Here is a 12573-nt window from a genome sequence, read left to right as displayed (position 1 = left end):
CTGCATCTGCGGGAACGTCACTTAGCCACCTGCTCAGTCGATTTGGACGGTCGCTCCACGGCCGTCGCGGTGTCGCACAGCTTCCGGGTATCACGTCGTGATTGTTGCTGTCCAAGGACCCTAACGCGCAGGCCCGGCCGCAGAATCCCTCACGCAGAACTGTTCGCTGTGAGCGCAGGGTCGCGGCGGCCGCCGGGCCGGACGACAGCGGGCCCGGACACCGTACGGCGTCCGGGCCCGCTGCGGCCGGAAGGGGCTACCGGGGCGCTCAGGCCTCGGTCTTCTCCTCGGTGGCGGTCTCCTCGGCGGCGGCCTCGACGGTCTCGGCCGTCTCGTCCTCGTCGTCGAAGTTGACCTCGTTGCCCTCGGTGTCGACGACCTTGGCGGCCTCGACCACGGTGGCCAGCGCCTTGCCGCGGGCGACCTCGCCGACCAGCAGCGGAACCTGGCCGCCCTGGACGACCTGCTGCGCGAACTGGTCCGGGGTCAGGCCCGAGCCGGCGGCGCGGCGGATGAGGTGCTCGGTGAGCTCCTCCTGGTTAACACCCAGCTCCTCGTTGGCGACGATCTGGTCCAGGACGAACTGGGTCTTGATGCCCTTCTTCGCCTGCTCCTCGATCTCCGCGTCCCACTCCTCGCGGGTCTTGCCCTGGGTCTCCAGGTACGCGTCGATGGTGAGGCCCATCGGCTGGAGCTGGTGGTGCTCCACGTTGTGCTTGCGGGTCTCGACCTCGTCCTTGAGAAGCTTCTCGGGGTACTCGATCTCAACCAGCGCGAGCAGCGCGTCCAGGACCTTCTCCTGGGCCTGGGTGGCCTGGTCGTACTCCTTCATGCGCTCCAGGCGCTTGCGGGAGTCGGCGCGCAGGTCCTCCAGGGTGTCGAACTCGCTGGCCAGCTGGGCGAACTCGTCGTCCAGCTCGGGCAGCTCCTTCTCCTGGACGGCGGTGACGGTGACGGAGACCTCGGAGGTCTTGCCCGCCTGGGTGCCACCCTTGAGCTCGGTCTCGAAGGTCTTCTCCTCGCCGGCCGACAGGCCGATGACGGCCTCGTCGATGCCGTCGATCAGACGGCCCGAGCCGATCTCGTAGCTGACGCCGTTGGCGGTGCCGTCCTCCGGCACCTCGCCGTCGACCTTGGCCACCAGGTCGACGACCACGATGTCACCGGCGGCGGCGGCGCGCTCGACGTCCTTGACCGAGGAGAAGCGCTCGCGCAGCTGCTCCAGCGACTTCTCGATGTCCTCGTCGGAGACGGCGATCGGGTCGACGGTCACCTCGATGGAGGAGAACTCCGGCAGGGTGACCTCGGGACGAACGTCCACCTCGGCGGTGAACTTCAGGTCGCCGCCATCGGCGATCTTCTCGACACCCTCGATGTTGGTGATGTCGGGCTGTCCGAGGACCTCGATCTTGCCCTCGTCGACGGCCTGCGTGTAGAAGCGCGGCAGGGCGTCGTTGACGGCCTCCTCCAGCACGGCGCCACGGCCGAAGCGCTGGTCGATGACCCGGTTCGGGATCTTGCCCTTGCGGAAGCCCGGGACCGAGACCTGCTGGTTGATCTTCTTGTACGCCGCGTCGAGGCTGGGCTTGAGCTCCTCGAAGGGCACCTCGACGGTGAGTCGAACCCGGGTCGGGTTCAGAGTCTCGACGGCGCTCTTCACGGTTAGGTCTCCTAGGGGCTTGCGGTCAGGTTGTCTCCGCCCGTCCCCGTCGTCCGGACGGAGCCGGAAGGGGGGTCGGACGAGACGGGCGATGGGCGGTTGGAGCTGCATCTCCCGTGGGGTGGACGGTGAGCTTGACTCCTCGCCCTCGTGCGGTTGACCTGGGTTGACGCCACAGGGACTACCGCCAGCGCCCCATCCTACCGGTACCACCAAAGGCGGACGCCAGGCGCCACCGTACCGCCGTCCGGGAGCGCCGAGACAGAACAGGGCCCCGCCCCTACGGACGAGACCCTGCCGCACTGTCGGGGTGACCGGATTCGAACCGACGGCCTTCCGCTCCCAAAGCGGACGCGCTACCAAACTGCGCCACACCCCGTGGTGCCGAGAGGAAGCGTACACGCCGGGCCTGGGCGGCTCGCCGACACAATCCGCCCGGGCGCGACGCGGGATATACCGCGCGGGCGCGCAGGGGGTGTGCGCGATCCGGTGTGCACGCGGGCGGCCGGACCAGGTAGGCTGTCCCCCGAACTTCCGGCCGGTGACGGCTGGGAAGGTCGTGCGGGCGTAGCTCAATGGTAGAGCCCTAGTCTTCCAAACTAGTCACGCGAGTTCGATTCTCGTCGCCCGCTCTCCGGTCCGGCCCCGGTGTGCCCAGCACACCGGGGCCGTCGACGTTTTCCCGCCCGGAAGCCCCCGGAGGCATTGCGGGGCACCCGGAGGCATCGCGGGGGCCTCAGAGCCCGAGCCGGGCGGCCCGGGCGGCGGCCCGGTCCAGCAGCTGGTGGACGTCGCCCTCCCGGGTGGTCGGGCGGTCGTTGTACTCGTCCGGGGAGCGCGCCGGGCGGCCGGTGGCGTGCAGCACCTCCATCAGCTGGACCCGGGCGGTGCGCACGGTGGCCGGGGTGCCGTAGCCGTGCGCCAGCACGGCGGCCTGCGCGCCGAGCAGGCAGACCCGGCCGGCCTCGTCCCACATCGCGCCCTGGAGCCAGCCGTGCGCCCCGATGTAGCGGGAGGCGAGCCTGAGGTGGTCGGCCGCCGCGACCGGGACGGGCCGGGCGGGCCGGCCCAGCGCCCGGTCGAGCAGGGTGGCCCGGGGCTCGGGGTGGCCGGCCTGCCAGGGCCGCATGGTGCTGCCGTACGGGCAGACGTACGGCACCGGGGTGCGCGCGGGGGCGGGCAGCGAGGCGAGGTAGGCCTCGATCTCGGCGACCAGTCCGGAGTCCGCGGGGCCGAACGGCGGCGGAGCGGGGGCGAGGAGGACGGACGGGGGCGGGGCGGCGCTGCGGGGCATGCGGGTCCTCCGGGCGGACGGCCTTCAGGTTCCGCTGCCCAAAGTGGGGCATTCCGAACATTTCCGCGACCGGAGGGCCGCGGGGTCCGCACGGTTTCCCGGTGGGCTGCCAGGCCGATAGCCTCGGCGGCGTTCGAGCGGAGTTCGAGCGCGACCTCATCCGCGCGCTCCCGAGGTGGAGGAGTCCCGGTGGGTCCTCAGGAGCGGCTGGCCGTCATACAGCGCTGTGTGGTCCGCGAGATGGCGCGGCTGGGCCAGGTGTTCCGCCCGGACGGCGAGGTGGTCCGCGGCCCCGGCACCACGGCGGTGGCGGTCCGCGAGCACCCCGGGGACGACGGCGCCGGGCACGTGGACCTCGGCTTCGTGCTGCACCTGGGCCGGGCGGACGCCCCGGTGGTGTGGGACTGCGCGGCCGGCCTCGGCAAGACCGAGGAGGAGAAGCTCGCCAACGCGGTGAAGATGTGGGCGACCACCACCGCCCCGGTGCTGGTCGAGTTCGCGGAGGGCCGCGGGGTGCACGCCGACCGCCCGGCCCTGCCCGAACTCCCGGGCTGGCGGGCGGTGCAGGGGCCGGCCGCGGTGTTCGGCTTCGGCAACGAGCACCTGGCGGGCTGGCTGGCCGAGCACCGGGTGCTGCCGGCGCTCGCGCCCGCGCTGCGCGCGGAGTTGACCGGGACCGGGCCGGTGGGCGTCAAGCTCTTCCTGGGCGGCAAGGCGGGGGACGACGTCGCCGAGGTCCGGGTGGGCGGCGAGGTGTCGGAGGCGGCCTCGGCGGCGCTGCGCGCGCTGGACTGGCCGCGGGGTGAACGGCTGTGCTGGGCCCGGCTGTTCGTCCTGCTGACGGCCGAGCCGGCGGCGTCGGGGCAGCACACGTCGGCGGGTGCCGTGGCACCCGCACCGATGCGTGTCCCGGCCCCGGCGGCCGCGCGCCCCCGGGGACTGTTCGCTCGCTGGCGGGAAGCCAGACGGGCCGGCCGGTAGCCCCGCGGCGGGGGTGCGGACGGCCCGGCCGGATCAGCCTCCGGTGATGCCGGAGATGCTGTGCGCGAGGTTGGCCAGCAGGGAGTTGATGGAGGTCGCGACCGTGGTCTCGTGCAGCATGAAGCCGAACAGGGCGGCGACGATCGCGTGCGGGATCTTCATCTGCTTGTTGCGGATGAAGATGATGCACAGGATCGCGAACAGGACCAGTGCGGAGACGGAGAGTGCCACCCGGACTCACTTCCTCGTTTTCATAGCGTGGTGCCGCCGCCCGGCGGCACCTGCGAAAGCCGGACCCCGGCCTGTCCGACGGTCCCGAGGCGGAATCGCGGACCGTCCGGCACACCGCCGGTGAGGGAGCCCGCGGTCGACCGCTGTCTGTCGTGCCGCACGTGACGCCCCCTATCCCCCGAATCCTGAACAGTCCCGCCCGGACTCAGTGTGGTCGACCGTGCCGATTGCGTAAAGGTCTGAAAGTCAGCCCAACGCCGATATCCTGCGATGCGAGACGAGTTTCCGCCGACCGGGACGATAGCGGAGCCGTCCTGACGAATCGTCGGCGGGGCCGTGCTGAGCGGCCGGGAAACCGTCGGGGGCGGGTAACGGAAGCCAGTGGTCCGGTCAGTCGACGGGGCGTCCGATTTGGCTGAAGATCAGCTGCCAGGCTTGACAGCCGCGGCTGCCTCCGGCATGTGCCCCGGCAGCGGGGGCCGGGCGGGCGTCGGCGGGCGTCAGTCGCGCCAGAGCAGCAGCACGGCGCGGTCGTCGTTGATGTCCCGGGCGACCGTCTCGATCAGCGCGCCCGCGGCGCCCGCGCCCGTGCCGGGTCCGCCGCCGGGCACCAGCCGGTCCGCCTCCCCCATCAACCGGTCCATGCCCTCCCCGAGGTCCCGGCCCGGCGCCTCGACCATGCCGTCGGTGCACAGCATCAGCACGTCGCCCCGGTTCAGCCGGCCGCGCACGCCCTCGAACTTGGCGCCGTCGTAGATCCCCAGCAGCGGGCCCTCGGCCTGCTTGACCTCCCAGCGCCCCTCCCCGGCCAGCCGCTGCATGCCCGGCAGGTGCCCGGCCGAGAGCAGCTCGTACTCGCCGGTGTCCAGGTCCAGCACCAGGTGGACGGCGGTGGCGAAGCCCTCCTCCCAGGACTGGCGCAGCAGGTAGCCGTTGGCGGCGGGCAGGAAGTCGTGCGCGGGCAGCGAGCCGACCAGGCCGCCGAAGGCGCCGGAGAGCAGCAGGGCGCGGGAGCCGGCGTCCATGCCCTTGCCGGAGACGTCCGCGAGGACCACCTCCAGCAGCCGCTGGCCGGGGCCGGTGCGCGCGGCGACCACGAAGTCGCCGGAGAAGGACTGGCCGCCGGCCGGGCGCAGCGCCATGTCCGCGTGCCAGCCGTCCGGCAGCTCGGGCACCCGGCTCTGCACCCGCAGCCGCTCGCGCAGGTCGAACAGCATGGTGGAGCCGCCCCACCACGGCACGCCGACCCGGGCCCGGAACTGGGCGAGCAGCAGGCCGCCCACGCCGGCGGCGCCGACCACCAGGGCCGCGCCCGGGGTCACCCCGTAGAGGTACGCCTCGGGGTTGTTGCTGGCGACCCGCTGGCCGGTGTGGATCACGGACTCGGAGGAGAGGCCGAGGGCGGCCAGCGCGTAGAGCACCACCAGGCTGCCGGGGCGCAGCAGCAGGGCGCCGGCCAGGATCGGCAGGACCAGGGAGGTGGGCGGGGCCCAGCCGGGGATCCAGATGTTGAGCATGATCAGCAGCGGGACGAGCAGGGCGAGCGCGCAGAGCACCGGCCAGTCGGCGGCGCCGCCGCGGAAGTAGTCCACCCCGGCCGTGCGCAGCCTTCGGCGGACCCGGCGGAGCCTCTTGCGCAACCGGGCCGTCACGGACTCGGACGCCGGGGCGGCGCCGGGCCTCGTCGCAGTCGTCTGGGGCGGTGTGCCCGGCGCTCTGCCAGCCATGGGGTCCGACCCTATCCACGGGCACCGCCCGGCGTCGACGGGACGGGGGCGGGCGGTGGCGCCGGAGTGCGGGGCGTCCACCGGGTTTCGGCCGATCGGAACGGTTGCGGGCGTGCCGTCAGGAGGCCTGCGCGGGTTGGGCGTACGAACCGTGCGGGCGGCGCGTGCGCCCCGCGCGCGGGGATTCCGGCGCGCGGGGGCCTGTGGCCGATCCCACAGGCGGCGCGGGGCCGTTCCGGGCGCGTCACGCGCTTCCGGGGGCCCGGAGACGGCGGCGGCCGGTCGCACGGGAGCGTGCGGCCGGCCGCCGGAGAGGGTGGGTGGCGGGATCAGCCCTGCGGGTGGTGGGCCGGGATCGGCGGGAGCTCGCCGGTGGTCTCGTACTCGCTCAGCATCTCGATCCGGCGGGTGTGCCGGGCCTCGCCGCTGTAGGGGGTCTTGAGGAAGACCTCGACGAAGCCGGTGGCCTCCTCGACCGTGTGCATGCGGCCGCCGATGGAGATCACGTTGGCGTTGTTGTGCTGACGGCCGAGCTCGGCGGTCTGCGCGCTCCAGGCCAGCGCGGCCCGGACGCCCTTGACCTTGTTGGCGGCGATCGCCTCGCCGTTGCCCGAGCCGCCGATGACGATGCCCAGGGCGTCCTCGTCGGCGGCGGTGCGCTCGGCGGCGCGCAGGCAGAACGGCGGGTAGTCGTCCTCGGCGTCGTAGATGTGCGGCCCGCAGTCGACCGGCTCGTGGCCGGCCCCCTTGAGCCACTCCACGAGGTGGTTCTTCAGTTCGTATCCGGCATGGTCTGAGCCCAGGTACACGCGCATGCCATGAGTGTGGCATGCGCGTGCGCCCGGGCCCGACAACGGGGGCGCCGGCGGGGAGCGGTCGGCGCGGCGGGGGTGGTCAGCGCCGGCCGAGCAGCTTCCAGGCCAGCGGCAGGGCGCCGGCGGCGAGGGCGGCCTTGAGGGCGTCGCCGACCAGGTACGGGTAGAGGCCGAGCTCGGCGGCGCGGGCGAGCGGGACGTGCAGCGACAGGGCGAGGTACGGGACGCCGACCGCGTAGATGGCGAGGCTGCCGAGGACCATGGTGACGGCGGTGTTGACCGGGGTGCGGTCGGCGCCGCGGCGGGCCAGCGCGCCGGTCAGGGCGGCGGCGACGACGAAGCCGAGCACGTAGCCGAAGGTCGGGAACGCCCAGCCGGTGGCGCCGCCGGTGAACCAGGGCAGGCCCGCCATGCCGGCCAGCAGGTACAGCACCAGCGAGGCGGCGCCGCGGCGGGTGCCGAGCGCGGTGCCGACCAGCAGGGCGGCGAAGGTCTGGCCGGTGACCGGGACCGGCGAGCCGGGGACGTTGACCGACAGCTGGGCGGCCACGCCGGTCAGCGCGGCGCCGCCGGCCACCAGGGCCAGGTCGCGGGCCTGGGCGCCGAGGCGGGTGGAGGCGGCGGGCAGCAGGTCGGCGAGGACGGCGCGGCGCGGTATCGGGGTGGTGGCAGTGGCCATCGGGGCTCCTCCGTGAGAGTCCAGGTGAGTGAACACCTGTGAACCTACGCGGTGATCCACTGGGCGAACGGCACGGTTTCGGACAAACCCCCGCCCTCGGGCGTTGTCGGAACCGACTCGGGACAACCCCCGGTCACAACATGATCACTTTGGGTTTCGGCATGGTCCGCATACTGGGCCCGAACCGATCATCTTTGGCATGGACAGCGGCGGCGCCGGATATTGGACAGCTCATGTCGCATACCGCACAGTCTGGAACCACCCCTATGGCCCCCACTTCCGCCCCTCCGGCGCCCGGGACCCCCGACGGCACCCGACCGGCCGCGGCCCCGGCGCCGGGTGGCCAGCAGCTCACCCACGGCCTGAAGCAGCGCCACCTGTCCATGATCGCCCTCGGCGGCGTGATCGGCGCCGGCCTCTTCGTCGGCTCCGGCGCCGGCATCGCGGCCGCCGGTCCGGCGATCATCCTGGCGTTCGTGCTCTCCGGCCTCCTGGTCATGCTGATCATGCGGATGCTCGGTGAGATGTCCGCCGCCCGCCCCGCCTCCGGCTCGTTCTCGGTGCACGCCGAGAAGGAGATCGGCCCCTGGGCCGGGATCACGGCCGGCTGGATGTACTGGGTGATGCTCTGCTGCGGCGTCGCCGCCGAGGCCACCGCCGCCGGGAAGATCGTCAACGGCTGGATACCCGGCGTCTCCGCCTGGGTCTGGGTCGCCCTGTTCATGGCCTTCTTCTGCGCCAGCAACCTCACCGCGGTGAAGAACTTCGGCGAGTTCGAGTTCTGGTTCGCCGCCATCAAGATCACCGCGATCATCGCCTTCCTGGTCCTCGGCGGGCTCGGCATCGCCGGGGTGATCGGCCCCGGCGCCCCCGGCGCGCACAACCTCACCGGCGAGGGCGGCTTCCTGCCCAACGGCGTCAGCGGGCTGATCGTCGGCCTGCTCGCCTCGGTCTTCGCGTACGGCGGTCTGGAGACCGTGACCATCGCCGCCGCCGAGTCCGACGACCCCAAGAAGAACGTCGCCAACGCCGTGCGCACCGCGGTGTGGCGGATCGCGATCTTCTACATCGGCTCGATGGCCCTGGTGGTCACCCTGGTCTCCTGGAAGGACCCGAAGGTCGTCGCGGACGGCCCGTACGTCACCGTGCTGAGCCACCTCGGGGTGCCCGCCGCCGGACTGATCATGCAGGTGGTGGTGCTGGTCGCGCTGCTGTCCGCGATGAACGCCAACATCTACGGCGCCTCCCGGATGGCGTACTCGCTGGTCGGCCGCGGCCAGGGCCCCAAGGCGCTGGCCAAGGTCGGCGGCGGGGTGCCGCGCAGAGCCGTCCTGGCCTCCTGTCTGTTCGGCTTCGGCGCCGTGCTGGCCTCCAAGTTCTGGCCGGACACGGTGTTCACCTGGCTGATGAACACCACCGGCGTGGCGATCCTGGTGGTCTGGCTGTTCATCTGCGTGGTCCAGCTGCGGATGCGCCGCCGGCTGGAGCGCGAGGCCCCCGAGCTGCTCACCGTGAAGATGTGGGGCTACCCGTACCTGACCTGGATCGCGATGGCCGCCGTGGCCGGCATCCTCGCCCTGATGACCACCACCGAGGGCAACCGCCAGCAGCTGTACGCGGCCGGCGTGCTGGTCGCGGCGCTCACCGTCGCCGGGCTGCTCAAGCAGCGCCGGGACGCCGCCGCACTCCGCTGACCTCCCCGCGCACGCGGCAGGGCCCGGTACCGGGCCCTGCCGCGTGTCCGGCGCCGTTACTCGAAGGACGGGCCGGCCGTACGGGTGCGCTTGATCTCGTAGAAGCCCGGGGTGGAGGCCACCAGCAGGGTGCCGTCCCACAGCCGGGCCGCGGCCTCGCCCTTCGGGGCGGGGGTGACCACCGGGCCGAAGAAGGCCACCCGCTCGCCGTCCGCGCCCTCGACCGCGATCACCGGGGTGCCGACGTCCTCGCCGACCAGGGTGATGCCCTCCTGGTGCGAGGCGCGCAGGGCCTCGTCGTACGCGTCCGTGTCGGCCGCGGCGGCCAGCTCGGCGGGCAGGCCCGCGGCCACCAGGGCGGCCTCGACGGTCTCCCGGTTCTGCGGCAGGCCCTGGTTGTGGAAGCGCACGCCCAGCTCCGTGTAGAGCCGGCCGAGCACCTCCGGCCCGTGCTGCTCGGCGGCGGCGACGCAGACCCGCACCGCGCCCCAGGCGTTGTCCAGCAGCTCCCGGTAGTTCTCCGGGAGGTCCCGGTGCTCGTTGAGCACCGACAGGCTCATCACGTGCCAGCGCACGTCGACCGGACGCACCTGCTGGACCTCGATCAGCCAGCGGGAGGTCATCCACGCCCACGGACAGGCCGGGTCGAACCAGAAGTCGGCGGTCTTGCGCTCAGCGGCAGTCGTCACTGCGGGTGCCCTTCGTGAGGTGGTCCGGGACACGGAGGAGTTCCGCCCCGGGAACGCCAACACCCGCCCCGCACCGCTGATTCCGATGCGAACGCGGCGGCCTGTGCAATGGTACTGACGCCGCGGGGCGTGAAAGGATGACCCCGCGTGCGCGGGGCACACCCCGCGCCGAGACCGCACCACCCACAGGCGCACCACCGTGCGAGCCGGACAAAGGAGTACCGCCGTGCCGGGCAAGAACCTCAGCCGCGACGAGGCGCAGCAGCGGGCCAGCATCCTGGCCGTGGACGGCTACCAGGTCCGGCTGGACGTGACCTCGGCCCCGGACCGGGAGGCCGGCACCTTCCGCTCCACCACCACCGTCACCTTCCGCTGCTCCCAGCCCGGTGCGGACACCTTCCTCGACCTGCTCGCCCCCGCCGTCCGCTCGGTCACCCTCAACGGCCGCGCCCTCGACCCGGCCACCGCCTACGACGGCGCCCGGGTGCACGTCGACGGCCTGGCCGCCGAGAACGTGCTGACCGTCGAGGCGGACTGCGCCTACAGCCGCACCGGCGAGGGCCTGCACCGCTTCGTCGACCCGGTGGACGGCGAGACCTACCTCTACACCCACTACGAGCCGGCCGACGCCCGCCGGGTGTTCGCGAACTTCGAGCAGCCCGACCTGAAGGCCCCGTTCGCCTTCACCGTGACCGCCCCGGCCGCCTGGGACGTGCGCTCCAACGCCCCGCACGAGGACGTCACCGAGCAGGACGGCGCCCGCACCTGGGAGTTCGCGCCGACCAGGCCGATCTCCACCTACCTCACCGCCGTCGTCGCCGGCCCGTACCACGTCGCCCGCGACCACTACCGCCGCGAACTGGCCGACGGCACCGCGCTGGAGATCCCGCTCTCCGCGATGTGCCGCAAGTCGCTGGCCCCGTACTTCGACGCGGACGAGATCCTCGGCGTCACCAAGCTCGGACTCGACTTCTTCCACGAGCAGTTCGACTACCCGTACCCCTTCGGCAAGTACGACCAGGCCTTCGTCCCCGAGTACAACATCGGCGCGATGGAGAACCCCGGCTGCGTCACCTTCCGCGAGGAGTACGTCTTCCGCTCGAAGGTCACCGACGCCGCGTACGAGGCCCGGGCCAACGTCATCCTGCACGAGATGGCGCACATGTGGTTCGGCGACCTGGTCACCATGCGCTGGTGGGACGACCTGTGGCTGAAGGAGTCCTTCGCCGACTTCATGGGCTCCTACGGCCTGATCGGCGCCCGCACCCGCTACTCCTCGGCCTGGGTCACCTTCGCCAACCAGCGCAAGGCCTGGGCCTACCGGCAGGACCAGTTCCCCACCACCCACCCGATCACCGCGGACATCCGGGACCTGGAGGACGCCAAGCTCAACTTCGACGGCATCACCTACGCCAAGGGCGCCTCCGTCCTCAAGCAGCTGGTGGCGTACGTCGGTTCGGAGGCGTTCTTCGAGGGCGCCCGCCGCTACTTCAAGCGCCACGCCTTCGGCAACACCGAGCTGGGCGACCTGCTGGAGGTGCTGGAGGAGACCAGCGGCCGCGACCTCAAGGCCTGGGCCGCCGCCTGGCTGCAGACCTCCGGGGTCAACGCGCTCACCCCGCAGGTCACCACCGACGCCGAGGGCCGGATCACCGAGCTGGCCGTGCTCCAGGACGGCGACGTGCTGCGCCCGCACTGGATCGCGGTCGGCCTGTACGACCGGGACGCGGACGGCGCCCTGGTGCGCACCGGGCGGATCGAGCTGGACGTCACCGGCGCCCGGACCGTCGTCACCGAGGCCGCCGGCCTGCCCCGCCCGGCGCTGGTGCTGCTCAACGACGACGACCTGACCTACTGCAAGATCCGCTTCGACGAGGAGTCGCTGGAGAACCTGCGGGCCGGCCTCGGCGAGATCCGCGACGAGCTGGCCCGGGCGCTGACCTGGTCCGCGGTCTGGAACCTCACCCGGGACGGCCTGATGCCGGCCCGCGACTACGTCGCCCTGGTGCTGCGCTTCGCCGGCCAGGAGGGCAACATCGGCGTGCTCCAGTCGCTGCACGCCCAGGCCAAGACCGCCGTCGACCTGTACGCCGACCCGGCCTGGCGCGGCGAGGGCGGCCGGCTGCTCGCCGACGGCGCCCTGCGCGAGCTGCGCGAGGCCGTCCCCGGCAGCGACCACCAGCTGGCCTGGGCCCGCTTCCTCGCCCAGACCGCGGGCGGCGCCGAGCACCTCGGCCTGGTCCGCGGCCTGCTGTCCGGCAGCGCCCGGATCGACGGCCTGGAGGTCGACCAGGACCTGCGCTGGTCGCTGTGGCTGGCGCTGGCCGCGGCCGGCCAGGCCGCCGACGAGGAGCTCGACGCCGAGCTGGCCGCCGACAACACCGCGAGCGGCAAGCGGCACCACACCCAGTGCCTGGCCGCCCGGCCCACCGCGGAGGCCAAGGCCGCCGCCTGGTCGGCCGTCATCGACTCGGACGAGCTGCCGAGCGCCCTGGTCGAGGCCAACACCGGGGGCTTCTCGATCCCCTCCCAGCGCGACCTGACGGCCCTCTACGCGGCGCCGTACTTCAAGCTGCTGGAGCGGGTCTGGGCCGACCGGACCATCGAGATCGCGATCCGGATCGTCGGCGGCTTCTTCCCGCTCGCCCAGGCGTCCGAGCAGACCCTGGCCGAGGCCGACGGCTGGCTGGCCGGGCACCCGCAGGCCGCGCCGGCGCTGCGCCGCCTGGTGCTGGAGCGCCGGGACGACCTGGCCCGCGCGCTGCGGGCGCAGGCCTGCGACCGGATCTGACGGGCCGCCGTA

Annotated in this window: 10 protein-coding genes and 2 tRNA genes; 4 read left to right on the top strand and 8 right to left on the bottom strand. The window is 72.9% G+C overall.

Features of this window, described 5'->3' with window-relative positions; genetic code table 11:
• Positions 1 to 268 precede the first annotated feature (268 nt).
• Positions 269 to 1660 (bottom strand): trigger factor, encoded by a 1392-nt coding sequence (gene tig, locus AMK13_RS00280; RefSeq protein ID WP_074000685.1) that lies wholly within the window; start codon positions 1658 to 1660, stop codon positions 269 to 271.
• Between the two features lie 305 nt (positions 1661 to 1965).
• Positions 1966 to 2039, bottom strand: a tRNA-Pro gene (locus AMK13_RS00275).
• Between the two features lie 182 nt (positions 2040 to 2221).
• Here AMK13_RS00275 and AMK13_RS00270 point away from each other — a divergent pair.
• A tRNA-Gly gene (locus tag AMK13_RS00270) sits at positions 2222 to 2292 on the top strand.
• Positions 2293 to 2396: 104 nt separating this feature from the next.
• Here the strand turns inward: AMK13_RS00270 and AMK13_RS00265 are convergent.
• Positions 2397 to 2954: a DUF6197 family protein gene (locus AMK13_RS00265; RefSeq protein ID WP_074000684.1), complete on the bottom strand. Its 558-nt coding sequence runs from the start codon at positions 2952 to 2954 to the stop codon at positions 2397 to 2399.
• Between the two features lie 189 nt (positions 2955 to 3143).
• Between AMK13_RS00265 and AMK13_RS00260 the strand changes: the two genes are divergently transcribed.
• Entirely contained in the window at positions 3144 to 3935 is a 792-nt protein-coding gene (locus AMK13_RS00260) for a DUF6348 family protein (protein ID WP_143204453.1), read from the top strand.
• Between the two features lie 33 nt (positions 3936 to 3968).
• Here AMK13_RS00260 and AMK13_RS00255 read toward each other — a convergent pair whose 3' ends face one another.
• From AMK13_RS00255 to AMK13_RS00240, 4 genes are all read right to left on the bottom strand, one after another.
• The gene (locus tag AMK13_RS00255) at positions 3969 to 4166 is read right to left on the bottom strand and encodes a hypothetical protein (RefSeq protein WP_049648957.1); all 198 of its coding nucleotides are present in this window, start codon (positions 4164 to 4166) and stop codon (positions 3969 to 3971) included.
• Between the two features lie 500 nt (positions 4167 to 4666).
• Positions 4667 to 5893: a SpoIIE family protein phosphatase gene (locus AMK13_RS00250; protein WP_079271718.1), complete on the bottom strand. Its 1227-nt coding sequence runs from the start codon at positions 5891 to 5893 to the stop codon at positions 4667 to 4669.
• A 329-nt stretch (positions 5894 to 6222) separates the two neighbouring features.
• Positions 6223 to 6708 carry a ribose-5-phosphate isomerase gene (locus AMK13_RS00245; protein WP_049648958.1) on the bottom strand — a complete coding sequence of 162 codons (486 nt, stop codon included), beginning with the start codon at positions 6706 to 6708 and terminating at the stop codon, positions 6223 to 6225.
• A 79-nt stretch (positions 6709 to 6787) separates the two neighbouring features.
• Positions 6788 to 7387, bottom strand: coding sequence for a biotin transporter BioY (locus tag AMK13_RS00240; protein ID WP_074000683.1), 600 nt, complete (start codon positions 7385 to 7387; stop codon positions 6788 to 6790).
• A gap of 266 nt (positions 7388 to 7653) precedes the next feature.
• Here AMK13_RS00240 and AMK13_RS00235 point away from each other — a divergent pair, with 266 nt between their 5' ends.
• Positions 7654 to 9081 carry an amino acid permease gene (locus AMK13_RS00235; RefSeq protein ID WP_074000682.1) on the top strand — a complete coding sequence of 476 codons (1428 nt, stop codon included), beginning with the start codon at positions 7654 to 7656 and terminating at the stop codon, positions 9079 to 9081.
• Between the two features lie 56 nt (positions 9082 to 9137).
• Here the strand turns inward: AMK13_RS00235 and AMK13_RS00230 are convergent, their stop codons facing one another.
• Complete coding sequence (locus AMK13_RS00230) at positions 9138 to 9770, bottom strand: mycothiol-dependent nitroreductase Rv2466c family protein (RefSeq protein ID WP_074000681.1); 633 nt, start codon at positions 9768 to 9770, stop codon at positions 9138 to 9140.
• Positions 9771 to 9996: 226 nt separating this feature from the next.
• On the opposite strand from AMK13_RS00230, the gene pepN reads away from it, so the two are divergent.
• Complete coding sequence (gene pepN, locus AMK13_RS00225) at positions 9997 to 12561, top strand: aminopeptidase N (protein ID WP_074000680.1); 2565 nt, start codon at positions 9997 to 9999, stop codon at positions 12559 to 12561.
• Positions 12562 to 12573 lie beyond the last annotated feature (12 nt).

This window comes from Streptomyces sp. CB02056, from assembly GCF_001905545.1.
GTDB lineage: Bacteria > Actinomycetota > Actinomycetes > Streptomycetales > Streptomycetaceae > Kitasatospora.
The sequence above is the reverse complement of the archived record's forward strand: the minus strand, read 5'-3'. Positions and strand labels throughout refer to the sequence as shown.

What these genes read in the sequence shown, in the direction of transcription:
- AMK13_RS00245 (WP_049648958.1), bottom strand. Translation starts at nt 6,708, where the DNA reads ATGCGCGTGTACCTGGGCTCAGACCATGCCGGATACGAACTGAAGAAC.
- AMK13_RS00240 (WP_074000683.1), bottom strand. Translation starts at nt 7,387, where the DNA reads ATGGCCACTGCCACCACCCCGATACCGCGCCGCGCCGTCCTCGCCGAC.
- AMK13_RS00265 (WP_074000684.1), bottom strand. Translation starts at nt 2,954, where the DNA reads ATGCCCCGCAGCGCCGCCCCGCCCCCGTCCGTCCTCCTCGCCCCCGCT.
- AMK13_RS00250 (WP_079271718.1), bottom strand. Translation starts at nt 5,893, where the DNA reads ATGGCTGGCAGAGCGCCGGGCACACCGCCCCAGACGACTGCGACGAGG.
- AMK13_RS00235 (WP_074000682.1), top strand. Translation starts at nt 7,654, where the DNA reads ATGGCCCCCACTTCCGCCCCTCCGGCGCCCGGGACCCCCGACGGCACC.